Origin of the sequence: Salmonella sp. SAL-020, from assembly GCF_017372215.1 — a bacterium.
In the GTDB taxonomy this organism is placed as follows: domain Bacteria; phylum Pseudomonadota; class Gammaproteobacteria; order Enterobacterales; family Enterobacteriaceae; genus Salmonella; species Salmonella enterica.
The window spans coordinates 575,720-601,917 of sequence record NZ_CP071690.1; the positions used below are offsets into that span (position 1 = coordinate 575,720).

The following is a 26,198-nucleotide window of genomic DNA, read 5'->3' on the forward strand; positions in this document are numbered from 1 at the left end:
GGCAACTCCGCAAGGAACAGGTTGATTATGTACGAAGCTCTTTTAGTTGTTTTCCTTATTGTGGCAATTGGCCTTGTAGGTCTGATCATGCTGCAGCAAGGTAAAGGCGCTGATATGGGAGCCTCCTTCGGAGCAGGCGCTTCCGCTACGCTATTTGGTTCAAGTGGTTCTGGTAACTTCATGACCCGAATGACGGCGGTATTGGCGACGCTGTTCTTCATCATCAGTCTGGTGTTGGGTAATATCAATAGCAACAAAACCAATAAAGGAAGCGAGTGGGAAAATCTGAGCGCGCCGGCGAAGACCGAGCAGACTCAACCTGCTGCACCGGCCCAGCCGACCAGCGATATCCCGCGCTAATAGCAGTATCCGTGCCGAGGTGGTGGAATTGGTAGACACGCTACCTTGAGGTGGTAGTGCCCAATAGGGCTTACGGGTTCAAGTCCCGTCCTCGGTACCAATATTCCAGGAAAAAGACGCTGAAAAGCGTCTTTTTTTCGTCTGTTGAAAACGGAGGCCCTTTACTAACTTAGGGCCGCCTCAGTTATCTTCCTATGTGTAAGGCGCTTTCATCCAACTCGAAATCTGTAATTTCAAGTTTTTCCATAATTACAGGGAGAACTTGGTGAATGATTCGCATACCAGTCAGTATTTCATTCATGTAGATATCTGGGTGGATTCGTGATTTATTTAAATCTAAGCTTTCAGCCTCAGCTGCAACACTCAGATCATCTGCACTATCGTAAACCATCTGGAGGAGCTCTGCTCGTAATGGAATTCCTGCACGGAATGCCAGAAGTTTGAGTTGGCTTAACCAGTTTTCATAATCCTTCTCAACTTCATAACGGAATTGTCGAAAATTCGGTGCTGTTGCTGAATCAATCTCAATTTTGCAAGCTGCAAGCGACATCAAAGAATACATAATATTGATGGCATCAGTTGAATAGATATCCAACCCTTCATCTTGTATTAATTCATCAACATAAGCAGCATAAAAGCCATAGACATCATTCAGCGAGTTATAGATTTTTTCAATAATTGAACTGTGAGGGTTATTGCTGATGGAGTCCCATAGATCTTCAGTTTCTTCATCATCTGTATTCTCATAGTTGATATCTAATTCAACAGGGAACGATTTTGGAGCGGATAACCCCATTTTTTCCAATGTATCAATCGTTTCTTCACATAAGAACCCTTCTTCGTCGAGTAGAGGTGTTGTGACGTAGCCGGTTTCTGCTCTGTCATGTACTCTATCAGCAATAAAATGCATCAGACGATCCCATTTTTCTGCATTACTGACGGAGCCTGCCCACTCAACAAGCAGTGGAGAATACTCGCCTATGTTGGTGATTTTTCTGAATTTCTTTTCCATATCATCAGACATATGTTCACCTTTTTTCCACTTGCTAATTTGAGTGGAGGAAACCCCTAGCTTTCCAGCAAGTTCTTTTTGGCTGCATTTAAGGATATCTAAGGCTAGGCGTACAAAGTGTTCACTGTTCATTTTTCTACCTTTTTAGTAAATAAAACCGTTAATTAAGTGAATTTATTATTGATTTTATTTTAGTAAATTTCAATTTAGTTTTACTTAAAAATTATGTGAGCCTAAGCTGGCAATAAAAAAGGCCGCTTTCGCGGCCTGTTGCATCAACGACGCGGGCTTATTTGCCTTTGTTTTCCAGATTCTCAACCTGCGGCAGACCGGTCGCGGAAGAGGCGGTTAACAGACCCGCTTTCGCGTAGCCGAACAGTTTCTCGCGGGTATCGGTAATGTCCAGATTACGCATGGTCAACTGACCGATACGATCGTCCGGTGAGAATACGGACTCGCCTTTCTCCATGGTCAGACGCTCAGCCTTATAGGTCAGGTTGTCGGACACGGTGTTCAGGATGGAGTAGTCGTTGCCGCGACGCAGCTCCAACGTCACTTCACCGGTAATCTGGCTGGCGACCCAACGTTGCAGGCCGTCACGCAGCATCAGCGCCTGCGAGTCGAACCAGCGGCCCTGATACAGCAGTTTACCCAGCTGACGACCATGAGAATGATACTGTTCAATGGTGTCTTCGTTGTGAATACCGGTCAACAGACGCTCGTAAGCGATGTGCAGCAGCGCCATTCCGGGGGCTTCATAAATACCGCGGCTTTTTGCTTCAATGATGCGGTTTTCAATTTGGTCGCTCATGCCCAGGCCGTGACGGCCGCCGATGCGGTTTGCTTCCAGCATCATCTCAACATCATCGCTGAAGGTTTTACCGTTCAGGGCAACAGGGTGGCCCTGTTCGAAGCGGACGGTCACCTCTTCTGCCGGGATCTTCACGCTCTCGTCCCAGAACTTCACGCCCATAATCGGGTTGACGATCTTGACGCTGGAGTTAAGAAACTCCAGATCTTTCGCTTCATGCGTGGCGCCGAGCATGTTGGAGTCGGTGGAGTAGGCTTTTTCAACGGACATTTTATAGTCGAAACCGCAGGCAATCATAAATTCAGACATCTCATGGCGACCACCCAGCTCATCGATAAAGTCGGTATCCAGCCACGGTTTGTAAATCTGTAATTCAGCATTCGTCAGCAGGCCGTAACGATAGAAACGTTCAATATCGTTGCCTTTATAGGTACTGCCGTCGCCCCAGATATTCACGCCGTCTTCTTTCATCGCGGCGACCAGCATCGTGCCGGTTACGGCACGGCCCAGAGGCGTGGTATTGAAATAGGTCAGTCCGCCAGTCGTATTATGGAAAGCGCCGCACTGAATCGCTGCGATCCCTTCTGCAACCAACTGCTTGCGGCAATCAATCAGGCGAGCATTCTCTGCGCCATACTCCATTGCGCGACGAGGAATGGCGTCATAGTCATCCTCATCCGGTTGTCCCAGATTCGCAGTATAAGCATATGGGACAGCTCCTTTTTGTCGCATCCACAGCAGCGCGGCGCTGGTGTCCAGACCGCCGGAAAAAGCGATACCAATACGTTGACCTGCTGGAAGATGCTTAAGAATCGTCGTCATAGAATAGAACCCTGCTTGATTGACTGATAATGAGATCGGTTTCTGCTTTAGTGCATTTTTATGCAAAATAACTGAGTTTTCATTTAATCATCTTTTAGCAGAGACAGGAAGCGTTTAGTGAAGGTTTACTGAAATAACGTTGTGAAATGCGTGTATAAGCCGGAGAGGTGGGATGAGTATAACGAAGAGTGATATTCATTCATCTGCATATTGGGAATAGGGTTGACATAACTCATGCCTGGTCACTATACTGTGCGCAGATTTTACGTCCCGTCCTCGGTACCAAATCCCAGCAGTATTTGCAAATTTTGCCCAAAACGAGTAGAATTTGCCACGTTTCAGGCGCGGGGTGGAGCAGCCTGGTAGCTCGTCGGGCTCATAACCCGAAGGTCGTCGGTTCAAATCCGGCCCCCGCAACCACTTTCCCTTAGAGTTCTTTTTCAAATATACTGTGAAGATTATGTCCTTCGTAGCTGGATTTGAAAAAAATTCTTTCGGAAGGTACACCAGACCGCCGTTGCGGTTATAGGGTTCAGTTATCTAAAGCCCCGATTTATCGGGGTTTTTTGTTATCTGACTACAGAATAACTGGGCTTTAGGCCCTTTTTTTATGTCTTGGGGGTGGGCTTGTCCACATTAGAGCAAAAATTAACAGAGATGATTACAGCACCAGTTGAAGCCTTAGGCTACGAGCTGGTCGGCATCGAATTTATTCGCGGTCGCACATCCACACTGCGCATCTATATTGATAGTGAAGATGGCATCAATGTTGATGATTGTGCTGATGTGAGCCACCAGGTAAGCGCGGTGCTGGACGTTGAAGATCCTATCTCCGTGGCTTACAACCTTGAAGTCTCGTCACCGGGTCTCGACCGTCCTATGTTCACTGCCGATCATTATGCGCGTTTCCAGGGTGAAGAAGTCGCGCTGGTTCTTCGCATGGCGGTACAGAACCGTCGCAAGTGGCAGGGCATTATCAAAGCGGTGGACGGTGAAATGATTACCGTCACAGTCGAAGGCAAAGATGAAGTGTTCGCGCTGAGTAATATCCAGAAGGCGAACCTGGTTCCCCACTTTTAACAGTCTGGATGAGGTGAAAAGCCCGCGATGAACAAAGAAATTTTGGCTGTTGTTGAAGCCGTCTCCAACGAAAAAGCGCTGCCACGCGAAAAAATTTTTGAAGCGCTGGAAAGTGCGCTGGCGACAGCAACAAAGAAAAAATATGAGCAGGAGATCGATGTTCGTGTAGAAATCGATCGTAAAAGCGGTGATTTTGATACTTTCCGCCGTTGGTTGATCGTTGAAGAAGTGACCATGCCGACGAAGGAAATTACGCTGGAAGCGGCGCGTTTTGAAGACGAAAGCCTGAATGTCGGCGACTATGTTGAAGATCAGATTGAATCTGTCACCTTTGACCGTATCACCACGCAGACTGCGAAACAGGTTATCGTACAGAAGGTCCGTGAAGCTGAACGCGCGATGGTTGTCGATCAGTTCCGCGACCAGGAAGGCGAAATTGTCACTGGCGTGGTGAAGAAAGTGAACCGCGACAATATCTCTCTGGAAATTAAATCCGAAGGGATGGCCGGTAACGCTGAAGCGGTGATTCTGCGTGAAGATATGCTGCCGCGTGAAAACTTCCGTCCGGGCGACCGCATCCGCGGTGTTCTGTACGCTGTACGTCCAGAAGCGCGTGGCGCGCAGCTGTTCGTCACCCGTTCCAAGCCGGAAATGCTGATCGAACTGTTCCGCATCGAAGTGCCGGAAATCGGCGAAGAAGTGATTGAAATTAAAGCGGCGGCTCGCGATCCGGGTTCTCGTGCGAAAATCGCAGTGAAAACCAACGATAAACGTATCGATCCGGTCGGCGCTTGCGTGGGGATGCGCGGCGCGCGCGTTCAGGCGGTCTCTACCGAACTGGGCGGTGAGCGTATCGATATCGTGCTGTGGGATGATAACCCGGCGCAGTTCGTCATTAATGCGATGGCGCCGGCAGACGTCGCGTCTATCGTGGTGGACGAAGATAAACATACCATGGATATCGCCGTTGAAGCCGGTAATCTGGCGCAGGCGATCGGACGTAATGGTCAGAACGTCCGCCTGGCTTCGCAATTGAGCGGCTGGGAACTCAACGTAATGACCGTTGATGACTTGCAGGCTAAACATCAGGCTGAAGCACATGCCGCTATCGAGATCTTTACTAAATATCTTGATATTGATGAAGAGTTCGCGACCGTTCTGGTAGAAGAAGGTTTCTCCACGCTCGAGGAACTGGCCTATGTGCCAATGAAAGAACTGCTGGAAATTGACGGCCTTGATGAGCCGACCGTTGAAGCACTGCGCGAGCGTGCTAAAAACGCACTGGCCACTCTGGCGCAGGACCAGGAAGCAAGCCTCGGTGATAACAAACCGGCTGACGATCTGCTGAATCTGGAAGGATTAGATCGCGATATGGCTTTCAAACTGGCGGCTCGTGGTGTTTGTACGCTGGAAGATCTCGCCGACCAGGGCATTGATGATCTGGCTGATATCGAAGGGTTGACCGACGAAAAAGCCGGTGAGCTGATTATGGCTGCCCGTAATATTTGCTGGTTCGGCGACGAAGCGTAATAAACTGTAGCAGGAAGGAACAGCATGACAGATGTAACCCTAAAAGCGCTGGCCGCAGAGAGACAGGTTTCCGTGGATCGCCTGGTACAGCAGTTTGCTGATGCAGGTATCCGGAAATCTGCTGACGACTCTGTGTCCGCACAAGAAAAACAGACTTTACTGGCGCACCTGAACCGCGAAGCGGTTTCTGGTCCCGATAAACTGACGCTGCAGCGTAAGACGCGCAGCACCCTGAACATTCCAGGTACCGGTGGAAAAAGTAAATCGGTACAAATCGAAGTCCGCAAGAAGCGCACCTTTGTGAAACGCGATCCGCAAGAGGCTGAACGCCTGGCCGCGGAAGAGCAGGCGCAGCGTGAAGCGGAAGAGCAAGCCCGTCGTGAGGCAGAAGAACAGGCCAAACGCGAGGCGCAACAAAAAGCTGAACGCGAGGCCGCAGAACAAGCTAAGCGTGAAGCCGCTGAAAAAGCGAAACGTGAAGCTGCGGAAAAAGACAAAGTGAGCAATCAACAGACTGACGATATGACCAAAACCGCCCAGGCCGAAAAAGCCCGCCGTGAGAATGAAGCTGCAGAGCTGAAGCGTAAAGCGGAAGAAGAAGCACGTCGCAAACTCGAAGAAGAAGCGCGTCGTGTAGCAGAAGAAGCTCGCCGCATGGCGGAAGAAAACAAATGGACCGCAACGCCTGAGCCAGTAGAAGACACCAGTGACTATCATGTCACCACTTCTCAGCACGCTCGCCAGGCCGAAGACGAAAACGATCGTGAAGTTGAAGGCGGTCGTGGTCGTGGCCGTAATGCAAAAGCAGCGCGTCCGGCGAAAAAAGGCAAACATGCCGAATCCAAAGCCGATCGCGAAGAAGCGCGTGCTGCGGTTCGCGGCGGTAAAGGCGGCAAGCGTAAAGGGTCTTCTTTACAGCAAGGCTTCCAGAAGCCCGCTCAGGCCGTTAACCGTGACGTGGTGATCGGTGAAACCATCACCGTTGGCGAACTGGCGAACAAGATGGCGGTTAAAGGCTCTCAGGTCATCAAAGCGATGATGAAGCTGGGTGCTATGGCCACCATCAACCAGGTTATCGACCAGGAAACCGCACAACTGGTTGCCGAAGAGATGGGCCACAAAGTTATCCTGCGTCGTGAAAACGAACTGGAAGAAGCGGTAATGAGCGACCGTGATACCGGCGCTGCGGCTGAACCGCGCGCACCGGTTGTGACCATCATGGGCCACGTTGACCACGGTAAAACCTCTCTGCTGGACTACATTCGTTCCACGAAAGTAGCCTCTGGCGAAGCGGGCGGCATTACCCAGCACATCGGTGCTTACCACGTTGAAACTGACAACGGGATGATCACCTTCCTGGATACCCCGGGTCACGCCGCGTTTACTTCTATGCGTGCTCGCGGCGCCCAGGCAACGGATATCGTGGTTCTGGTGGTAGCGGCAGACGATGGCGTGATGCCGCAGACTATCGAAGCTATCCAGCACGCGAAAGCGGCAGGTGTGCCGGTCGTGGTTGCGGTGAACAAAATCGATAAGCCGGAAGCCGATCCGGATCGCGTTAAGAACGAACTGTCCCAGTACGGCATTCTGCCGGAAGAGTGGGGCGGCGAGAGCCAGTTCGTTCACGTGTCTGCGAAAGCGGGCACCGGTATCGACGAACTGCTGGACGCTATCCTGCTGCAGGCCGAAGTTCTGGAACTGAAAGCCGTTCGTAAAGGTATGGCGAGCGGTGCGGTGATCGAATCCTTCCTGGATAAAGGTCGTGGTCCGGTGGCTACCGTTCTGGTACGCGAAGGTACGCTGCATAAGGGCGATATCGTGCTGTGTGGCTTCGAATACGGCCGCGTGCGTGCGATGCGTAACGAACTGGGTCAGGAAGTGCTGGAAGCGGGGCCGTCCATTCCGGTGGAAATCCTCGGCCTGTCCGGCGTTCCGGCTGCGGGTGACGAAGTGACCGTCGTTCGCGACGAGAAGAAAGCGCGTGAAGTTGCTCTGTATCGTCAGGGTAAATTCCGTGAAGTTAAACTGGCGCGTCAGCAGAAATCTAAACTTGAGAACATGTTCGCCAACATGACCGAAGGCGAAGTTCACGAAGTGAACATCGTGCTGAAGGCCGACGTACAGGGTTCTGTGGAAGCGATCTCCGACTCTTTGCTGAAACTGTCTACCGACGAAGTGAAAGTGAAGATCATCGGTTCTGGCGTAGGTGGTATCACCGAAACCGACGCGACCCTGGCTGCGGCGTCCAACGCCATTCTGGTTGGCTTCAACGTTCGTGCCGATGCCTCTGCGCGTAAAGTGATCGAATCTGAAAGCCTGGATCTGCGTTACTACTCCGTCATCTATAACCTGATCGACGAAGTGAAAGCGGCGATGAGCGGTATGCTGTCTCCGGAACTGAAACAGCAGATTATCGGTCTGGCTGAAGTGCGCGATGTGTTCAAATCGCCGAAATTCGGCGCGATCGCGGGCTGTATGGTTACCGAAGGTACGATTAAACGCCATAACCCAATCCGCGTACTGCGCGACAACGTGGTTATCTATGAAGGCGAGCTGGAATCCCTGCGCCGCTTCAAAGATGACGTTAACGAAGTCCGTAACGGCATGGAATGTGGTATCGGCGTGAAGAACTACAACGACGTTCGCGTTGGCGATATGATTGAAGTATTCGAAATTATCGAGATCCAACGTACCATCGCTTAATCTTCGTCGTCTTTTGGGCCGCAACGGCGTTGGCTGCGCTCGCTCACCCCGGTCACATAGTTATCTATGCTCCCGGGGATTTACGAGCTTGCCGCCTTGTTGCAATCCAAAATCCTTAGAAGATGATTAGGCGTAGGCCGGGTAAGCGAAGCGCCACCCGGCAAGAAATTTAAAAAGGGGCTTATGGCCCCTTTTTTGTCTTTATTCTGGAGAATTTATTATGGCGAAAGAATTTGGTCGCCCTCAGCGCGTAGCGCAAGAGATGCAAAAAGAGATCGCAATCATCCTGCAGCGCGAAATTAAAGACCCGCGCCTGGGCATGATGACTACCGTCTCCGGTGTCGAAATGTCCCGTGACCTGGCCTATGCCAAAGTGTTTGTCACCTTTTTGAACGACAAAGATGAAGACGCAGTAAAAGCGGGCATCAAAGCGTTGCAGGAAGCGTCTGGTTTCATCCGCAGCTTGCTGGGTAAAGCGATGCGTCTGCGCATCGTGCCGGAACTGACCTTCTTCTACGACAACTCGCTGGTGGAAGGGATGCGTATGTCCAACCTGGTAACTAACGTGGTGAAACATGACGAAGAACGTCGTGTGAACCCGGACGACAGCAAGGAGGACTGATGAGTCGTCCTCGTCGTCGTGGCCGCGACATTCACGGCGTTCTGCTGCTGGATAAGCCGCAGGGTATGTCCAGCAATGACGTGCTGCAGAAAGTTAAGCGCATCTACAATGCCAACCGCGCCGGGCATACCGGCGCGCTGGACCCGCTGGCGACCGGCATGTTGCCGATTTGCCTCGGCGAAGCGACAAAATTTTCGCAGTACCTGCTGGATTCTGACAAACGCTATCGTGTTATTGCCCGTCTGGGGCAGCGCACGGATACCTCTGACGCCGATGGTCAAATCGTGCAGGAGCGTCCGGTGACTTTCAGCGCTGAGCAGCTTGCGAGCGCGCTGGAGACCTTTCGTGGGGATATCGAACAGATTCCCTCGATGTATTCGGCGCTGAAGTATCAGGGCAAGAAGCTGTACGAATATGCCCGCCAGGGTATCGAAGTGCCGCGCGAAGCCCGCCCGATTACCGTCTATGAGCTGCTGTTTATTCGCCATGAAGGTAACGAGCTGGAGCTGGAAGTTCATTGCTCCAAAGGCACCTATATTCGTACCATTATTGATGATTTAGGTGAAAAACTGGGCTGTGGCGCGCACGTAACGTACCTGCGTCGTCTGACGGTCAGCAAGTATCCGGTGGATCGTATGGTGACGCTGGAGCATTTGCAGACGCTGGTAGCACAGGCGGAGCAGCAGGGCGTTCCGGCGGCGCAGTTGCTCGATCCATTATTGATGCCAATGGACAGTCCAGCTTCGGACTACCCTGTTGTTAATCTGCCGTTAACATCTTCGGTATACTTCAAAAATGGCAACCCGGTTCGTACCACGGGCGCGCCGTTGAAGGGACTGGTTCGTGTGACGGAAGGTGAAGACGATAAATTTATCGGTATGGGCGAAATTGACGACGAAGGCCGTGTCGCGCCTCGTCGGCTGGTAGTAGAGTACCCAGCGTAATGTCGCTTCGTCTTGCGATAAAAGAGCGCTGCGAGTAGAATACCGCCGCTTAACGTCGCGTAAATTATTTAACAGTTTACGCGGCGTACACTGGGATCGCTGAATTAGAGATCGGCGTCCTCTCATTCTTAAATACTTTGGAGTTTTAAAATGTCTCTAAGTACTGAAGCTACAGCTAAAATCGTTTCTGAGTTCGGTCGTGACGCAAACGACACCGGTTCTACCGATGTTCAGGTTGCTCTGTTGACTGCACAGATTAACCACCTGCAGGGTCACTTTGCAGAGCATAAAAAAGATCACCACAGCCGTCGTGGTCTGCTGCGTATGGTTTCTCAGCGTCGTAAACTGCTCGACTACCTGAAACGTAAAGATGTTGCACGCTACACCGCGCTGATTGAGCGTCTGGGTCTGCGTCGCTAATTCTTTCGAGTTTCAGAAAGAGGGGGCCTTCATGGCCCCTTTTTTCCAGCAGATGGCAGCAATTCGCTGGAAACTAATGTATTGTTGCTATGAATGATCTTCCGTTGCAGAGGTTCGCGCGGCTAATGAGAGGCTTTACCCATATCAGGGTTAGGGTTGTCATTAGTCGCGAGGATGCGCAGAAGATCGGGTATTAACGACGGCGCGTATTATGCCGTCAAAAATTGGAAAGGATATTATTTTGCTTAATCCGATCGTTCGTAAATTCCAGTACGGTCAGCATACCGTTACGCTGGAAACTGGCATGATGGCGCGTCAGGCCACTGCCGCTGTTATGGTAAGCATGGATGACACCGCCGTATTCGTTACCGTTGTCGGCCAGAAAAAAGCCAAGCCAGGCCAGGACTTCTTCCCACTGACCGTTAACTATCAGGAGCGTACCTACGCTGCTGGTCGTATCCCGGGCAGCTTCTTCCGTCGTGAAGGCCGTCCAAGCGAAGGCGAAACCCTGATTGCGCGTCTGATTGACCGCCCGGTTCGTCCGCTGTTCCCGGAAGGCTTCGTTAACGAAGTGCAGGTTATTGCGACCGTCGTTTCCGTTAACCCGCAGGTTAACCCAGACATCGTTGCCATGATCGGCGCATCCGCTGCGCTGTCGCTGTCCGGCATTCCGTTCAACGGCCCAATCGGCGCGGCGCGCGTAGGTTACATCAATGACCAGTACGTGCTGAACCCGACCCAGGACGAGCTGAAAGAAAGCAAGCTGGACCTGGTGGTTGCCGGTACCGAAGCGGCTGTGCTGATGGTGGAATCCGAAGCTGAACTGCTGAGCGAAGACACTATGCTGGGCGCGGTGGTATTCGGTCACGAGCAGCAGCAGGTTGTTATCCAGGCGATCAACGATCTGGTGAAAGAAGCCGGTAAACCGCGTTGGGACTGGCAGCCGGAAGCCGTCAACGACGCGTTGAACGCGCGTGTTGCTGCGCTTGCTGAATCTCGTCTGAGCGACGCGTACCGCATCACCGATAAACAAGAACGCTATGCTCAGGTTGACGTAATCAAATCCGAAACCATCGAGCAGCTTATTGCAGAAGATGAAACTCTGGATGCTAACGAGCTGGGCGAAATCCTGCACGCCATCGAGAAAAACGTGGTGCGTAGCCGCGTACTGGCAGGCGAGCCGCGTATTGATGGCCGTGAAAAAGACATGATCCGTGGTCTGGACGTGCGCACTGGCGTACTGCCGCGTACTCACGGTTCCGCTCTGTTTACCCGTGGTGAAACGCAGGCGCTGGTTACCGCGACTCTGGGTACTGCCCGTGACGCGCAGGTGCTTGATGAACTGATGGGCGAGCGCACTGACAGCTTCCTGTTCCACTACAACTTCCCTCCGTACTCCGTAGGCGAAACCGGCATGGTCGGTTCTCCGAAGCGTCGTGAAATTGGTCACGGTCGTCTGGCGAAGCGCGGCGTGCTGGCAGTGATGCCGGACATGGATAAATTCCCGTACACCGTTCGCGTGGTGTCTGAAATCACCGAATCCAACGGTTCTTCCTCTATGGCTTCCGTGTGCGGCGCTTCTCTGGCGCTGATGGACGCTGGCGTGCCAATTAAAGCCGCCGTAGCAGGTATCGCTATGGGTCTGGTGAAAGAAGGCGACAACTACGTTGTACTGTCTGACATTCTGGGCGACGAAGATCACCTGGGCGATATGGACTTCAAAGTGGCGGGTTCCCGCGACGGTATCTCTGCGCTGCAGATGGATATCAAAATTGAAGGTATCACCAAAGAGATCATGCAGGTTGCGTTGAACCAGGCTAAAGGTGCGCGTCTGCACATCCTGGGCGTGATGGAACAGGCGATCAACGCGCCGCGCGGCGATATCTCTGAATTTGCGCCGCGTATCCATACCATCAAGATCAGCACGGACAAGATCAAAGACGTGATCGGTAAAGGCGGTTCTGTGATCCGCGCGCTGACTGAAGAGACCGGCACCACCATCGAAATCGAAGATGACGGTACTGTGAAGATCGCGGCGACCGACGGTGAAAAAGCGAAATACGCTATCCGTCGTATCGAAGAGATTACCGCAGAGATCGAAGTCGGCCGTATCTACAATGGTAAAGTGACCCGTATCGTTGACTTTGGCGCGTTTGTTGCCATCGGCGGCGGTAAAGAAGGTCTGGTTCACATCTCTCAAATCGCGGATAAGCGTGTAGAGAAAGTGACCGATTATCTGCAGATGGGTCAGGAAGTCCCGGTTAAGGTTCTGGAAGTTGACCGCCAGGGCCGTGTACGTCTGAGCATTAAAGAAGCAACCGAGCAGTCTCAACCTGCGGCTGCGCCGGAAGCTCCGGCGAGCGAACAGGCCGAGTAAGGTAGCCTTTTGCCCTCCGCAGTGCGGAGGGCTTTAGACCTGGCTGGACGCCTTGTTGAGCCACCGGGGAACAGGACGTTCATTCAATCGTTGTCTTCGGGAGTGGGAAATGAAGCCTTTTTTGCGCTGGTGTTTCGTTGCGACAGCACTTACGCTTGCAGGATGCAGTAATTCCGCCTGGCGTAAAAGTGAAGTCCTCGCAGTACCATTGCAACCGACTTTACAGCAGGAAGTGATTCTGGCGCGTATGGAACAGATTCTTGCCAGTCGGGCTTTAACCGATGACGAACGCGCACAGCTTTTATATGAGCGCGGAGTGTTGTATGATAGTCTTGGTTTGAGGGCATTAGCGCGAAATGATTTTTCACAAGCGCTGGCAATCAGACCGGATATGCCTGAAGTATTCAATTACTTAGGCATTTATTTAACGCAGGCAGGCAATTTTGATGCTGCCTATGAAGCGTTTGATTCTGTACTAGAGCTTGATCCAACTTACAACTACGCGCACTTAAACCGCGGTATCGCATTGTATTACGGCGGCCGTGATAAGTTAGCGCAAGATGATCTGCTGGCGTTTTATCAAGACGATCCCAATGATCCTTACCGCAGCCTGTGGCTGTATCTTGTTGAGCAGAAGCTTAATGAGAAGCAGGCGAAAGAAGCGTTAAAAGCACGCTTTGAAAAATCGGATAAAGAGCAATGGGGATGGAACATTGTCGAGTTCTACCTGGGCGACATTAGCGAAGCAACGCTGATGGAAAGGCTCAAGGCGGACGCAACGGATAACACCTCGCTCGCTGAGCATCTCAGTGAAACCAACTTCTATTTAGGTAAGTATTACCTAAGTCTGGGGGATTTGGACAGCGCCACGGCTCTGTTCAAACTGGCGGTGGCCAACAACGTTCATAACTTTGTTGAGCACCGATACGCATTGTTGGAATTATCGCTCCTGGGCCAGGACCAAGATGACCTGGCAGAATCGGACCAGCAATAGCTGACGAACATATCAGCCCGTAATCTTTTTGATTGCCATCACCTTCGCGGGTGAGGGCGTTGTTGTTCGTTAATACACCTACTTTGAGCCGGTTCACACTTTTCAATGAAAATTGCAGATCAATTTCATGATGAGTTATGTAGACTGGCCGCCATTAATTTTGAGGCACACGTACTACATGGCTGAATTCGAAACCACTTTTGCAGATCTGGGGCTGAAGGCTCCTATCCTTGAAGCCCTTACCGATCTGGGTTACGAAAAACCATCTCCAATCCAGGCAGAGTGCATTCCGCATCTGCTGGGCGGTCGCGACGTGCTGGGCATGGCCCAGACCGGTAGCGGCAAAACCGCAGCGTTCTCTTTACCGCTGCTCAACAATCTTGATCCTGAGCTGAAGGCACCTCAGATTCTGGTGCTGGCGCCAACCCGCGAACTGGCGGTACAGGTTGCCGAAGCCATGACGGATTTCTCTAAACACATGCGCGGCGTAAACGTGGTTGCCCTGTACGGCGGTCAGCGTTATGACGTGCAGTTACGCGCCCTGCGTCAGGGGCCGCAGATCGTTGTCGGTACGCCGGGACGTCTGCTTGATCACTTAAAACGTGGCACTCTCGACCTCTCTAAACTGAGTGGTCTGGTGCTGGATGAAGCCGACGAAATGCTGCGTATGGGCTTCATCGAAGACGTTGAAACTATTATGGCGCAGATCCCGGAAGGTCATCAGACCGCTCTGTTCTCCGCCACCATGCCGGAAGCGATTCGTCGCATTACCCGCCGCTTTATGAAAGAGCCGCAGGAAGTGCGCATTCAGTCCAGCGTGACTACCCGTCCTGACATCAGCCAGAGCTACTGGACTGTCTGGGGCATGCGTAAAAACGAAGCGCTGGTGCGTTTCCTGGAAGCGGAAGACTTTGATGCGGCGATTATCTTCGTGCGTACCAAAAACGCGACCCTGGAAGTAGCAGAAGCGCTGGAACGTAGCGGCTACAACAGCGCCGCGTTGAATGGCGATATGAACCAGGCGCTGCGTGAGCAGACTCTGGAACGCCTGAAAGATGGTCGTCTGGACATCCTGATCGCTACCGACGTTGCGGCACGTGGTCTGGACGTTGAACGTATCAGCCTGGTGGTGAACTACGATATTCCGATGGACTCCGAGTCCTACGTTCACCGTATCGGTCGTACCGGCCGTGCGGGTCGCGCCGGTCGCGCGCTGCTGTTCGTTGAGAACCGCGAGCGTCGTCTGCTGCGCAATATCGAACGCACCATGAAGCTGACCATTCCGGAAGTGGAACTGCCGAACGCAGAACTGCTGGGTAAACGCCGTCTGGAAAAATTCGCCGCGAAAGTTCAACAGCAACTGGAAAGCAGCGATCTGGATCAGTACCGTGCGCTGCTGGCGAAAATCCAGCCGTCTGCTGAAGGCGAAGAGCTGGATCTCGAAACGCTGGCCGCCGCACTGCTGAAAATGGCGCAAGGCGAGCGTCCGCTGATTCTGCCGCCGGATGCGCCGATGCGTCCTAAGCGTGAATTCCGTGACCGTGACGACCGTGGTCCGCGCGAGCGTAATGACCGTGGCCCGCGTGGCGACCGTGAAGAACGTCCGCGTCGTGAACGTCGTGACGTTGGCGATATGCAGTTATACCGCATTGAAGTGGGCCGTGATGACGGCGTTGAAGTTCGTCATATCGTGGGCGCTATCGCTAACGAAGGCGACATCAGCAGCCGTTACATTGGTAACATTAAGCTGTTCGCGTCTCACTCCACCATCGAGCTGCCGAAAGGTATGCCGGGCGAAGTGTTGCAGCACTTCACGCGTACCCGCATTCTGAACAAGCCGATGAATATGCAGCTGTTGGGTGATGCGGTTCCGCACGCGGGCGGCGAACGTCGCGGCGGTGGTCGTAGCTTCAGTGGCGAACGTCGTGAAGGCGGTCGTAATTTCAGCGGCGAACGTCGTGAAGGTGGTCGTGGTGATGGTCGTCGCTTCAGCGGCGAGCGTCGTGAAAGCCGTGGTCCGCGTCGTGATGACTCTACCGGTCGCCGTCGTTTCGGCGGTGATGCGTAACTCACGCTGACCTGCGCATTCACAGCGTAAAGTAAAATATACAGCCCCGATCGTCACAATCGGGGCTTTTTTTATTTCTTTTGTACTCGTGTACTGGTACAGTGCAGCGTATTGAGAGATAGTCACACTATAAATGACTGGAGAGAGAGCTGAATGGCAACACTTACCACCACCCAAACGTCACCTTCGCTGCTTGGCGGCGTGGTGATTATCGGCGGCACCATCATTGGCGCGGGGATGTTCTCCCTGCCGGTGGTCATGTCCGGGGCGTGGTTCTTCTGGTCGATGGCGGCGCTGGTCTTTACCTGGTTTTGTATGCTGCACTCCGGGCTGATGATCCTCGAAGCCAACCTTAACTACCGCATTGGTTCGAGTTTCGACACCATCACCAAAGATCTGTTGGGGAAAGGCTGGAACATTGTCAACGGTATTTCCATTGCCTTTGTGCTCTACATCCTGACTTACGCCTATATCTCGGCGAGCGGCTCGATTCTGCATCATACCTTTGCTGAGATGTCGTTGAACGTTCCGGCGCGAGCGGCAGGTTTTGCCTTTGCGCTGCTGGTGGCGTTTGTAGTGTGGCTGAGTACGAAGGCGGTCAGTCGGATGACGGCGATTGTGCTGGGCGCGAAAGTGATTACTTTCTTCCTGACCTTCGGCAGCCTGTTGGGGCACGTTCAGCCTGCCACGTTGTTTAACGTGGCTGAAAGCCACGCGTCATATACGCCGTACCTGCTGATGACGCTGCCATTTTGTCTGGCCTCTTTTGGTTATCACGGTAACGTACCGAGCTTGATGAAATATTACGGCAAAGATCCGCGTACCATCGTCAAATGCCTGATTTATGGGACGTTACTGGCGCTGGCGCTCTATTCCGTCTGGCTGCTGGGGACGATGGGCAACATCCCGCGTCCGGAATTTATCGGCATTGCGCAGAAAGGCGGCAATATTGATGTGCTGGTACAGGCGTTGAGCGGCGTGCTGAACAGCCGCAGCCTGGATCTGCTGCTGGTGGTGTTCTCTAACTTTGCGGTCGCCAGTTCCTTCCTTGGCGTGACGCTGGGGCTGTTTGACTATCTGGCGGATCTGTTTGGTTTTGATGACTCGGCAATGGGGCGTTTTAAAACGGCGCTGCTGACTTTCCTGCCGCCGATGATTGGTGGCCTGCTGTACCCGAACGGTTTTCTGTACGCCATTGGCTATGCAGGTTTAGCTGCAACTATCTGGGCGGCCATTGTGCCTGCGCTGTTGGCACGTAAATCTCGCGAACGTTTCGGCAGCCCGAAATTTCGCGTCTGGGGCGGTAAACCGATGATTGCCCTGATTTTGGTCTTCGGTGTTGGCAACGCGGTTATCCATATTCTGTCGAGCTTTAATTTGCTGCCGGTGTACCAGTAATTGAACGAGCCGGATGAGCTGTTTTCATCTGGCAATATTTCACAAGTCCGCGAAATGGTATCAAATAAAACCCTGTTTATTATAAAGTTCTTCGGCGAGTGCTTCCCCGTGTTCATCGAAAAAAGCATCGGCGATAGTTAAATTTTCTGCCTTAGGATTTGCCGTTATTCTGCTACCATTGGCGCCAAATTCGAGCGCGATGGCGATCTCCGAACCCCACCAGTAATAATAAATTAGCGCAAAATTATTTTCCCCTAGCGTAATAAATTTCTCGATTCCCCGCACACAGGCCATGAGTGGCATGAAGATTTCATAGCTCTCTGAGAGAAATATGTGATCCATCGTGACTATCTGTGTTTCTTTATTAAAGTTGATATGTTCAGCATAAATATTCTTTTCACTTTCACCAGAATTACATGTGGCAAGATTGTTAAGCATTTTTGCAGGATCGCCGTACAACCTTTGCTCCTCAGTAAACCATGGCAACCAGTCGTCATAGTCTTTAATATTTGTTGCCGGTGAATGGAAAAATTTCTTGAGGTTACTCTCGGTAATATGTGCATGAAGAAAAAAGGAAGCAGGTTCACTCATGATGATTTTCTCTGGTAATAAGTCGATTTATTCATATCCCTGTTCGGCCATGATAAAACGATTACTATTTTATAAAAGTACAGAACTGGACCTTTCCTCTATTTCATATCATAGGAAAATATATACTTGAACTGGTTCAGAATAAGCGGAATACGAAAATGGGGCGTAAAGGACTACTCGCTATTGTATTATTGAGCCTGTTTATCGCTTTTATTTTAAAATTTTTCTGGCTCACTCCGTACGATGAAGACGTTTACCTGCCAGTGGAAAAACCTGTCGCATCGTCTTTAAAAATCATTCACCCCGGCGACCAGTTATTTATCCGCATTCTGAAAGCGGAAGATAAGCTGGAACTGTGGGCAAGCGCCAATAACAAGCCTTACAAACTCTACAAAACCTGGACTATATGCGCATGGTCTGGTGGCTTAGGGCCAAAACATAAACAGGGAGACGGTAAAAGCCCGGAAGGCTTTTATGCCACCAACAAAGGGTTGCTTAACCCAAACAGCCGCTATCATCTGGCATTTAATATTGGCTACCCGAATGCTTACGATCGGGCAAATGGCTACACCGGTGATTTCATTATGGTTCACGGGAACTGCGTTTCGGCCGGTTGCTATGCCATGACCGATGCCGGTATTGAAGAGATTTATCAACTGGTGGCGCAGGCGCTAAACAGCGGGCAGAAGCGCGTGCCTGTCCATATCTTCCCATTTACGATGAATGACGAAAATATGCGCCAGGCGCAAGCATGGCCGGAATATAATTTCTGGCGTATGTTGAAGCCCGGCTATGATTACTTCGAAAAAAATCGCCGATTGCCAACCATCACCGTTGAAAATCGGCGTTATAAAATCAGCCCAACAACTCTTCCTTAACATCCATCGCTAAATCAAACGAATGCAGGCGTGCCTGGTGGTCGAAAATCTGCCCGTTTACCATAATTTCATCCGCCTGGGTCTCCCGCAGGATGGATTCCAGCCCGTGGCGGACTTTCGCTTTATCACCGACCAGCGACATACTCAGCGCCTGCTGCACGCCATACTGCTCGGATGGCGACCAGAAGGTCTCCATATTCTCAATCGGCGGCGGCAGTTGGCCGGTTTCCCCACGGCGTAGCTTCACGAAAGCCTGCTGCATGGAGGTAAACAGGAATTCGGCGTCGCGGTTGCTGTCGGCGGCGATAATATTGATACACACCATCGCGTACGGTTTTTCCAGCCGCGCTGAAGGTTTGAACTGGGTACGGTACAGATGCAGCGCCTGGAACAACATATCCGGCGCGAAATGCGAAGCAAAGGCGAACGGCAGGCCAAGCTGGGCCGCCAACTGTGCGCTATACAGGCTGGAGCCCAACAGCCAGACCGGGATCTGCTCGCCGTAGCCGGGCACCGGGCGCACATGCGGATTAGGGGCGCGAGCGTCGAACCAGTCCACCAGCTCTGCGACATCGCGTGGAAAGTTATCGATATCGCCGCTCATATGGCGACGCAGCGCGCGCATCGTCGGCTGATCGCTACCCGGCGCGCGTCCCAACCCTAAGTCGATACGTCCCGGGTAGAGCGTATTCAGCGTGCCGAACTGCTCGGCAATCACCAGCGGTGAATGGTTAGGCAGCATCACGCCGCCGGAGCCAAGATGTAATGTTGTGGTATTGGCCGCCAGATAACCAATCAATACCGAGGTCGCCGCGCTGGCGATACCGGTCATGTTGTGATGTTCCGCCAGCCAGTAGCGGTGATAACCGCGCTTTTCAGCCAGCCGTGCGAGATCAAGCGAGTGCGTGAAGGCTTCTTTTGCCGAAGATCCTTCAGGGATCGGCGCCAGATCCAGCACCGAGAACGGAATAGTTTTGTCAGTCATAACGGCTCACTTTGTTACCGGTTAATCTTTTAATACTGCATTAAAGATTAGCGAATGTTGTTAACAAAGTGAGCTTTATGAGACTGACGGCAAAAACAATGCCCGATGGCGCTGCACTTATCGGGCCTACGGGATCGCTATTTGTAGGCCAGATAAGGTCTTTATGCCGCCATCCGGCTAGGCCTGTAGCTCCAGCCCGGCCAGCCGCCTCCAGTAGCCGTTGCAGTCGCTATGCGCGGCAAGCGCTAATGGCGCGCCGCCGTTTTCGTTAGCGCGAAAGGCATCAAGCATGGCAAATGTCTCCGTACCCAACGGCGACAGCCGCACGATATCGACCAATCCCTGCATCGACGTCAGTTCGTTGCCAAGGTTATAGACATAGCCGCTCATGGTCTGAATACCGTTAAGCACAAACACCTGCTGATTCTCTTGCGAGAGCACGTCACGACCGTTTGGATACTTGATACAGCAGGTTTCGCACTCATCTTTCGGGCGGTCTTCCGAACGGGCGGTAAAGCAGCGAGCGGAGTAGGCCAGCGGCAGATGCCCGTAGCTCAACACTTCCACTTCAAACTGATTGCGGATGCCCAGTTCATCGCACTGATTAAGCAAATTCACCAGCCAGTCGCGGGACAGCTCCACCGGCATACACCAGCGTACCATGCCTTCTTTCAGCAACCGGCGCAGCGTGACCGCGTTGTAGCAGTTCAGCGCATGGCCGGCGACAAACGGCAGTTTGCGCTCGGCGCACAGATTCACCACGCCAAGATCGCTGGCTTCCAGCAGAAAATCGCCGTTGTCCACATAGCGTTTCAGCTCGCTTAATTCAGATGACGCCTGTACCAGCGCCAGGGTGGAGAGCACCACCTGCTTACCGCTGGCGGCGAGGGATTTCGCCATTTCCAGCCAGTCGCCGACTTTGGTCGCGCGACGCTTGCTGCACACCGCTTCGCCCAGATAAATGACATCAGCGCTGCTTTTTGCGGCCTGCTGATAAAAATCTTCCAGCGTCTCTTTCGGCCAGTAATAAAGCACCGGTCCTAAGGAATATTTCATAGCTCCTCTCACTGCCATTTACGGTGATATGCGCCAAGCGTGGTTTGGGTGCCTTCGGACATCGCGCCGAGCGTCTCCATCCAGTCGCGCTGTGGAACGAAGTTTTGCGGGGCGGCTTTGCAGCGATCGATCGCCTGGCGCCACACTTTCGCCACCTGGCTGACGTAGGCCGGGCTGCGCTGGCGGCCTTCGATCTTCACCGAAGCGATGTTCGCCGCCATGAGCTCCGGCAGCAGTTCCAGCGTGTTCAGGCTGGTTGGCTCCTCCAGCGCGTGATAGCGCTCGCCGTCCACTAAATAGCGGCCTTTACACAGCGTTGGGTAGCCTGCGTTTTCGCCATCCTGGTAACGGTCAATCAGGACATCATTCAGGCGCGATTCCAGCCCCTGCGGCGTTTGCTGCCAACGGACAAAGCGGGCGGGAGAGCAGGCGCCGACGGTATTGGGCGACTCCCCCGTCAGGTAGGAAGAAAGATAGCAGCGACCTTCCGCCATAATGCACAGGCTGCCAAACGCGAATACCTCCAGCGGCACCGGCGTGACGCGGGCCAGTTGTTTTACCTGGTGAATCGACAGTACACGCGGCAGTACTACACGGTGGACATCAAAGTTGCGGTGATAAAAGCGAATCGCCTCTTCGTTGGTTGCCGAGGCCTGAACGGAAACATGGCGCTCAATATGCGGGTAACGCTCTGCGGCATATTCCAGCATAGCGAGGTCGGCGAGAATCAACGCGTCGGCGCCAAGCTGCGCCGCCATATCCACGGCGCGCTGCCAGCGGGCATAGCCGTCCGGATGCGCAAAAGTATTAATGGCGATGTGTAATTTGCGGCGATGCTGGTGAACAAAACTCACCGCTTCCTGCAATTTTTTTTCGGTAAAGTTAAGGCCGGCAAAATGACGGGCATTGGTATCGTCTTTTAACCCGATATAAACGGCGTCAGCGCCGTTTTCGATGGCCGCCTTCAGCGCCGGGAGATTTCCGGCAGGGCAGAGCAGCTCCATAATTTATCCTGAGGGTTACGTCTGAGACGCAAAATTGTTAACGAACAGGGATTTTAGTTAACCTTGCTGCGACAATTTTTGATTTAAGGCAGTTAAAGGCGTATTGGTAACACCAATAATGGGGTAGAAAATCAGACCCAATTGTTGATTTACGCCGCCATGTGATTTATTGGATATGGCAAAATAACAGGACTATTGAAACAGGGAGTAAAGCTCGTGTTAGATAAACTGCGTTCACGCTTAGTCCATGCTGGCCCGTCTCTGATGAGTGTACCGGTTAAACTGACGCCCTTTGCGCTAAAGCGCCAGGTTCTGGAACAGGTTCTGAGCTGGCAGTTTCGTCAGGCGCTGGCCGATGGAGAGCTGGAATTCCTCGAAGGTCGTTGGTTAAGCATTCATGTTCGTGACATCGACTTAAAATGGTATACCACGGTTGAAAATGAAAAGCTGATCGTTAGCCAGCAGGCGGATGCTGACGTCAGTTTTAGCGCCGACGCCAGCGATCTGCTAATGATCGCCGCCCGTAAACAGGATCCGGATACGCTCTTTTTCCAGCGTCGACTGGTCATTGAAGGCGATACTGAGTTAGGGTTGTATGTGAAGAATCTGATGGACGCCATCGAACTGGAGCAGATGCCGAAAGCGTTACGCGTTATGCTGCTGCAACTGGCGGATTTTGTTGAGGCGGGAATGAAAAACTCGCCGGAAACCAAACAGACCTCGGTAGGTGAACCATGCTAATTCGAGTAGAAATTCCCATTGATGCGCCTGGTATTGATGCGCTGTTACGCCGTTCATTCGAAAGCGATGCGGAAGCGAAGCTGGTTCACGATTTGCGTGAAGATGGTTTTCTGACGCTCGGACTGGTGGCCACGGATGATGAAGGTCAGGTGGTGGGCTATGTCGCCTTTAGCCCGGTTGATGTGCAGGGCGAAGATTTACAGTGGGTCGGCATGGCGCCGCTGGCGGTCGATGAAAAGTATCGCGGGCAAGGGCTGGCGCGCCAGTTAGTGTATGAAGGGCTGGATTCGCTCAACGAGTTCGGCTACGCGGCGGTCGTGACGCTGGGCGATCCGGCGTTATATAGCCGCTTCGGTTTTGAACTGGCCGCACATTACGATCTTCACTGCCGTTGGCCCGGTACGGAAAGCGCTTTCCAGGTACACCGTTTGGCTGAGGATGCGCTGGAGGGCGTGACGGGGCTGGTGGAGTATCACGACCACTTCAATCGTTTTTAAGCACCGGCGTTTGCAGGCTGGACAGCAGCGCCTCAAACGCTTCGCGTTCCGTCACAAGGCGCTCCTTCTGGCGCTTTGTGAGCTGTTTGATGCGATACTCTATGCGCAGGGCCAGCGAGCGATTGCCGACCTGCGCCGCAAACGCCAGCGTTAACTCGCCTTTTCCCCGTAATGCTTTTGCGCCTTTTCCCGTTTGATGCTGCCTGTAACGACGCGCCACATCGGTGGTTATTCCGGTGTAAAGCGCATTGTCTGCAGTACGAATCAGATACAGATACCAGGGTGTCATTGTCGCCATCAGCATGATAATTTTCAGGTTCCCAGTATAAGCGAGAATAAAGATGGACACACTTACCGCTATTGGCCGTTGGCTGGCGAAACAACACGTGGTGACCTGGTGCGTACACCATGAGGGAGAGCTGTGGTGCGCCAATGCGTTTTATTTGTTTGATGCGCAAAACGTCGCGCTGTATCTGTTAACGGATGATAAAACCCGCCATGCGCAAATGTCTGGCGCGTGCGCGCCAGTTGCGGGAACGGTCAATGGTCAGCCGAAAACGGTGGCGCGCATTCGCGGCGTACAGTTTAAAGGGGAAATTCGCCGTCTGGAGGGGCAGGAGAGCGACGCCGCGCGTAAAGCTTACCTTCGTCGCTTCCCGGTCGCCAGGGTGCTGCCAGCGCCGGTATGGGAAATCCGGCTGGATGAAATTAAATTCACCGACAACACGCTGGGGTTTGGTAAAAAACTGCACTGGTTACGCGACTCACGCGCCCAGCAGGCGTAGCGCCTCGCGGTTAAATGCCGGCAGGTCGTCAGGCGTGCGGCTGGTCACCAGCTGATCTTTATCGACGACGACTTCCTGATCGTAAAATTCCGCGCCCGCATTCTTCACATCGATAATAATCGGTTTCACCGCCGTGAGTTTGCGGCCACGAATGACATCGGCGCTGATCAACAACTGTGGGCCGTGGCAAATGGCAAAAACCGGTTTACCGCTGTTAACGAAATCGCGGGTAAAATCCACGAAACGGCTGTCGCCGCGCAGGTAGTCCGGCGAATGACCTCCCGGCAATAGCAAGGCGTCGAACTCGTCGGGACGAACGTCATCAATAGCCTTATCAATGGTGACGCTGGCCTCGCCTTTTTTTCCTTTCACCGTTTTACCCGCCTCTTTTTCGATGGTGATGACCTCATGGCCGGCCTGACGGAATTCTGCTGCCGGCGAGGTAAATTCTGAATCTTCAAATTCATCGGTAATCAAAACGGCAATTTTCTTACTCATGCGTTTCCTCCGCAGTGGTGGCGTCGGGTAAGGCAAATTTTCCACAATGATGGATACTTACCTCGTAGACTATTAAGCCTGGTCGATAGGGCCGAGAGTGCAAGGTGGACAAATCTGTAAAGGAGCGAGGATGAGTCAGGTACTGATTACCGGCGCGACCGGACTGGTCGGCGGACATCTGCTGAGAATGTTAATCAACACGCCGCAGGTGAGCGCTATCGCCGCGCCGACGCGTCGCCCGCTGACGGATATTGTCGGCGTTTATAACCCTCACGATCCGCAGCTTACCGACGCGTTAGCTCAGGTGACCGACCCGGTGGATATTGTTTTTTGCTGCCTGGGCACGACCCGGCGTGAAGCGGGAAGTAAAGCGGCGTTTATTCATGCGGATTATACGCTGGTGGTTGATACCGCGCTGACCGGGCGTCGACTGGGCGCGCAGCACATGTTGGTGGTCAGCGCAATGGGAGCAAACGCGCACTCTCCGTTTTTCTACAATCGGGTGAAAGGAGAAATGGAGGAGGCGTTAATCGCGCAAAATTGGCCTCGTTTGACGATTGCCCGGCCTTCTATGCTGCTCGGCGACAGAACAACGCGGCGGGTGAATGAAACGCTTTTCGCTCCGCTATTCCGGCTGTTGCCAGGAAACTGGAAATCGATTGATGCGCGGGATGTGGCGCGGGCCATGCTGGCGGAAGCGCTGGCGCCAGCACAAGAAGGCGTGACGATTCTGACCTCATCGCAACTGCGGGAAAAAGCGGAATAGCGAAGCCGGATGATTTACCGGATGGCGACGCGGTTTACACATTCTTATCGCCACCCGGCACACCGGTTACTTAATATACGTAAAGGCGGTGGTCACGCGTTTCACGCCGCTCACCCGGCTGGCGATGTCCGCTGCCGCTTTACCTTCACGTTCAGTCACCAGGCCCAGCAGGAACACTTCGCCATTTTCGGTGGTGACTTTCACGTTTGACGATTTTACCTGATCGCTGGTCAGTAGCTGTGAGCGAACTTTCGTGGTGATCCAGGTATCGTTAGAGGCGGTCCCCAGGCCGATAGGCTGACCCTGGCGAATCTCGTTATAGACCTCGGTGGTGCCTTCAACGCCCATCGCTATCTGTTTAGCGCGTGCGGAGAGTTCGCTGTTTGGCGACTGGCCCACTAACAAAACTTTGCCCTGATAAGCCGTGACATTGATGCGCGTCTCTTTTTTGATTTGCTCATCTTTCGACAGCGCGCTGCTGACACGCAGTTCCAGCGTTCCGTCATCCACCTGGGTGCCCACGCTACGCGGGTCGGTTGCGGCTTTGGTGCCGACGGCTGCCGTACCCACTACCGCGGCGGCGACGCAACCTTGCAATAGCAACGCAGAAATAAGGACTGCGAGCGGCGAAAATGCCTTCATGTGTACTCCTTAATCATCCTGGTGAGGAAAAAGCGTGTTATCGATCAAATCGCACAGGCAGTTTACCGTCAGCATATGCATTTCCTGAATGCGCGCGCTGTGGTGTGAAGGGATACGAATTTCGACATCCTGCGGCCCTAATAGTCCGGCCAGCTCACCCCCGTCATACCCGGTTAGCGCCACAATGGTCATGTCACGTGTGACGGCTGCTTCAACGGCTTTTACGATATCGCGACTATTACCACGCGTAGAGATCGCCAATAAAACATCGCCTGCATGTCCCAGCGCCCGGACTTGTTTTGCATAAACTTCATCGTGCAGGCGATCGTTAGCGATCGCAGTTAAGACCACATTATCGGTATTTAGTGCAATGGCGGGTAAACTGGGTCGCTCCGTTTCAAAGCGGTTAATCATGCTGGCAGCAAAATGCTGTGCGTTGGCCGCGGACGTCCCGTTTCCACAACAGAGGATTTTGTTGCCGTTAAGCAGGGAATGAACCAGCGTCATGGCGGCGCGGGAAATGGCATCCGGAAGCGCTTCCGCCGCAGCAATTTGAGTTTGAATGCTTTCTGTAAAGCAAACTTTGATTCTTTCGAGCACGCTAATCCTTAAAA

The 26,198-nt window shown here is 52.8% G+C and carries 27 protein-coding genes and 2 tRNA genes; 19 read left to right on the top strand and 10 right to left on the bottom strand.

The genetic code is table 11. From position 1 onward, the window contains the following. Positions 1-27: 27 nt before the first annotated feature. Complete coding sequence (gene secG / locus J1G48_RS02735) at positions 28-360, top strand: preprotein translocase subunit SecG (protein ID WP_000272680.1); 333 nt, start codon at positions 28-30, stop codon at positions 358-360. Positions 361-373: 13 nt separating this feature from the next. Next, positions 374-460 (top strand) — tRNA-Leu (locus J1G48_RS02740). A gap of 84 nt (positions 461-544) precedes the next feature. Here the strand turns inward: J1G48_RS02740 and J1G48_RS02745 are convergent. After that, positions 545-1,504, bottom strand: coding sequence for a helix-turn-helix transcriptional regulator (locus tag J1G48_RS02745; protein ID WP_001083598.1), 960 nt, complete (start codon positions 1,502-1,504; stop codon positions 545-547). Between the two features lie 157 nt (positions 1,505-1,661). Beyond that, positions 1,662-3,005, bottom strand: a complete 1,344-nt coding sequence (gene argG / locus J1G48_RS02750) for an argininosuccinate synthase (protein ID WP_000207646.1) — start codon at positions 3,003-3,005, stop codon at positions 1,662-1,664. 343 nt (positions 3,006-3,348) lie between these two features. Here argG and J1G48_RS02755 point away from each other — a divergent pair. From J1G48_RS02755 to mtr, 12 genes are all read left to right on the top strand, one after another. Further along, a tRNA-Met gene (locus J1G48_RS02755) sits at positions 3,349-3,425 on the top strand. A gap of 207 nt (positions 3,426-3,632) precedes the next feature. Continuing rightward, entirely contained in the window at positions 3,633-4,085 is a 453-nt protein-coding gene (gene rimP, locus J1G48_RS02760; protein ID WP_000105461.1) for a ribosome maturation factor RimP, read from the top strand. 27 nt (positions 4,086-4,112) lie between these two features. Beyond that, the gene (gene nusA, locus J1G48_RS02765; protein WP_001031038.1) at positions 4,113-5,615 is read left to right on the top strand and encodes a transcription termination factor NusA; all 1,503 of its coding nucleotides are present in this window, start codon (positions 4,113-4,115) and stop codon (positions 5,613-5,615) included. Positions 5,616-5,639: 24 nt separating this feature from the next. Further along, positions 5,640-8,318 (top strand): translation initiation factor IF-2, encoded by a 2,679-nt coding sequence (infB, locus tag J1G48_RS02770; RefSeq protein ID WP_000133064.1) that lies wholly within the window; start codon positions 5,640-5,642, stop codon positions 8,316-8,318. Between the two features lie 220 nt (positions 8,319-8,538). After that, entirely contained in the window at positions 8,539-8,940 is a 402-nt protein-coding gene (gene rbfA / locus J1G48_RS02775) for a 30S ribosome-binding factor RbfA (RefSeq protein WP_001040199.1), read from the top strand. Continuing rightward, positions 8,940-9,884 (top strand): tRNA pseudouridine(55) synthase TruB, encoded by a 945-nt coding sequence (gene truB / locus J1G48_RS02780; RefSeq protein WP_000089674.1) that lies wholly within the window; start codon positions 8,940-8,942, stop codon positions 9,882-9,884. Before rbfA ends, truB begins: the two co-directional genes overlap by 1 nt. A 150-nt stretch (positions 9,885-10,034) precedes the next feature. Next, on the top strand, positions 10,035-10,304 hold the full coding sequence (gene rpsO / locus J1G48_RS02785; RefSeq protein ID WP_000059465.1) for a 30S ribosomal protein S15: 270 nt from the start codon (positions 10,035-10,037) through the stop codon (positions 10,302-10,304). Positions 10,305-10,545: 241 nt separating this feature from the next. Beyond that, complete coding sequence (pnp, locus tag J1G48_RS02790; RefSeq protein WP_001670767.1) at positions 10,546-12,681, top strand: polyribonucleotide nucleotidyltransferase; 2,136 nt, start codon at positions 10,546-10,548, stop codon at positions 12,679-12,681. A 109-nt stretch (positions 12,682-12,790) separates the two neighbouring features. Then, positions 12,791-13,675, top strand: a complete 885-nt coding sequence (gene nlpI, locus J1G48_RS02795) for a lipoprotein NlpI (RefSeq protein WP_000802069.1) — start codon at positions 12,791-12,793, stop codon at positions 13,673-13,675. 105 nt (positions 13,676-13,780) lie between these two features. Continuing rightward, positions 13,781-13,861 (top strand): protein YrbN, encoded by an 81-nt coding sequence (yrbN, locus tag J1G48_RS02800; RefSeq protein ID WP_010723222.1) that lies wholly within the window; start codon positions 13,781-13,783, stop codon positions 13,859-13,861. Continuing rightward, on the top strand, positions 13,854-15,743 hold the full coding sequence (gene deaD / locus J1G48_RS02805; protein WP_000807252.1) for an ATP-dependent RNA helicase DeaD: 1,890 nt from the start codon (positions 13,854-13,856) through the stop codon (positions 15,741-15,743). Before yrbN ends, deaD begins: the two co-directional genes overlap by 8 nt. A gap of 153 nt (positions 15,744-15,896) precedes the next feature. Then, the gene (mtr, locus tag J1G48_RS02810) at positions 15,897-17,141 is read left to right on the top strand and encodes a tryptophan permease (protein ID WP_000224372.1); all 1,245 of its coding nucleotides are present in this window, start codon (positions 15,897-15,899) and stop codon (positions 17,139-17,141) included. A 60-nt stretch (positions 17,142-17,201) separates the two neighbouring features. Here mtr and J1G48_RS02815 read toward each other — a convergent pair whose 3' ends face one another. Further along, the gene (locus J1G48_RS02815) at positions 17,202-17,732 is read right to left on the bottom strand and encodes a hypothetical protein (RefSeq protein WP_001294026.1); all 531 of its coding nucleotides are present in this window, start codon (positions 17,730-17,732) and stop codon (positions 17,202-17,204) included. Positions 17,733-17,890: 158 nt separating this feature from the next. On the opposite strand from J1G48_RS02815, the gene J1G48_RS02820 reads away from it, so the two are divergent. Then, a complete protein-coding gene (locus J1G48_RS02820) occupies positions 17,891-18,610 on the top strand; it encodes a murein L,D-transpeptidase family protein (RefSeq protein WP_000532744.1) in 720 nt (239 codons plus the stop codon). Here J1G48_RS02820 and J1G48_RS02825 read toward each other — a convergent pair. From J1G48_RS02825 to J1G48_RS02835, 3 genes are all read right to left on the bottom strand, one after another. Then, the gene (locus tag J1G48_RS02825) at positions 18,588-19,595 is read right to left on the bottom strand and encodes an LLM class flavin-dependent oxidoreductase (RefSeq protein WP_000130424.1); all 1,008 of its coding nucleotides are present in this window, start codon (positions 19,593-19,595) and stop codon (positions 18,588-18,590) included. The two genes, J1G48_RS02820 and J1G48_RS02825, sit on opposite strands and share 23 nt — an antisense overlap. Before the next feature lie 177 nt (positions 19,596-19,772). Then, positions 19,773-20,669, bottom strand: coding sequence for a U32 family peptidase (locus tag J1G48_RS02830; protein ID WP_016700141.1), 897 nt, complete (start codon positions 20,667-20,669; stop codon positions 19,773-19,775). Then, complete coding sequence (locus J1G48_RS02835; RefSeq protein WP_000421309.1) at positions 20,660-21,655, bottom strand: peptidase U32 family protein; 996 nt, start codon at positions 21,653-21,655, stop codon at positions 20,660-20,662. Before J1G48_RS02835 ends, J1G48_RS02830 begins: the two co-directional genes overlap by 10 nt. Positions 21,656-21,871: 216 nt before the next feature. On the opposite strand from J1G48_RS02835, the gene J1G48_RS02840 reads away from it, so the two are divergent. Both J1G48_RS02840 and J1G48_RS02845 read left to right on the top strand, forming a co-directional pair. Next, complete coding sequence (locus J1G48_RS02840; RefSeq protein WP_000884721.1) at positions 21,872-22,396, top strand: SCP2 domain-containing protein; 525 nt, start codon at positions 21,872-21,874, stop codon at positions 22,394-22,396. Continuing rightward, on the top strand, positions 22,390-22,893 hold the full coding sequence (locus J1G48_RS02845) for an N-acetyltransferase (RefSeq protein ID WP_000908562.1): 504 nt from the start codon (positions 22,390-22,392) through the stop codon (positions 22,891-22,893). Before J1G48_RS02840 ends, J1G48_RS02845 begins: the two co-directional genes overlap by 7 nt. On the opposite strand, the gene J1G48_RS02850 is transcribed toward J1G48_RS02845, so the two are convergent. Further along, the gene (locus J1G48_RS02850) at positions 22,880-23,197 is read right to left on the bottom strand and encodes a GIY-YIG nuclease family protein (RefSeq protein ID WP_000928383.1); all 318 of its coding nucleotides are present in this window, start codon (positions 23,195-23,197) and stop codon (positions 22,880-22,882) included. The two genes, J1G48_RS02845 and J1G48_RS02850, sit on opposite strands and share 14 nt — an antisense overlap. Positions 23,198-23,234: 37 nt before the next feature. On the opposite strand from J1G48_RS02850, the gene J1G48_RS02855 reads away from it, so the two are divergent. Continuing rightward, positions 23,235-23,678, top strand: a complete 444-nt coding sequence (locus J1G48_RS02855; RefSeq protein ID WP_000380404.1) for a YhbP family protein — start codon at positions 23,235-23,237, stop codon at positions 23,676-23,678. On the opposite strand, the gene yhbO is transcribed toward J1G48_RS02855, so the two are convergent. Continuing rightward, complete coding sequence (gene yhbO / locus J1G48_RS02860) at positions 23,658-24,176, bottom strand: protein/nucleic acid deglycase (protein ID WP_000037599.1); 519 nt, start codon at positions 24,174-24,176, stop codon at positions 23,658-23,660. The genes J1G48_RS02855 and yhbO overlap by 21 nt on opposite strands. Positions 24,177-24,306: 130 nt before the next feature. Between yhbO and J1G48_RS02865 the strand changes: the two genes are divergently transcribed. Further along, entirely contained in the window at positions 24,307-24,942 is a 636-nt protein-coding gene (locus tag J1G48_RS02865; RefSeq protein ID WP_001530791.1) for an NAD(P)H-binding protein, read from the top strand. 66 nt (positions 24,943-25,008) lie between these two features. Here J1G48_RS02865 and dolP read toward each other — a convergent pair whose 3' ends face one another. Next, entirely contained in the window at positions 25,009-25,584 is a 576-nt protein-coding gene (gene dolP, locus J1G48_RS02870) for a division/outer membrane stress-associated lipid-binding lipoprotein (protein ID WP_000643280.1), read from the bottom strand. Between the two features lie 9 nt (positions 25,585-25,593). Further along, a complete protein-coding gene (diaA, locus tag J1G48_RS02875; RefSeq protein WP_000893481.1) occupies positions 25,594-26,184 on the bottom strand; it encodes a DnaA initiator-associating protein DiaA in 591 nt (196 codons plus the stop codon). Positions 26,185-26,198: the final 14 nt, after the last annotated feature.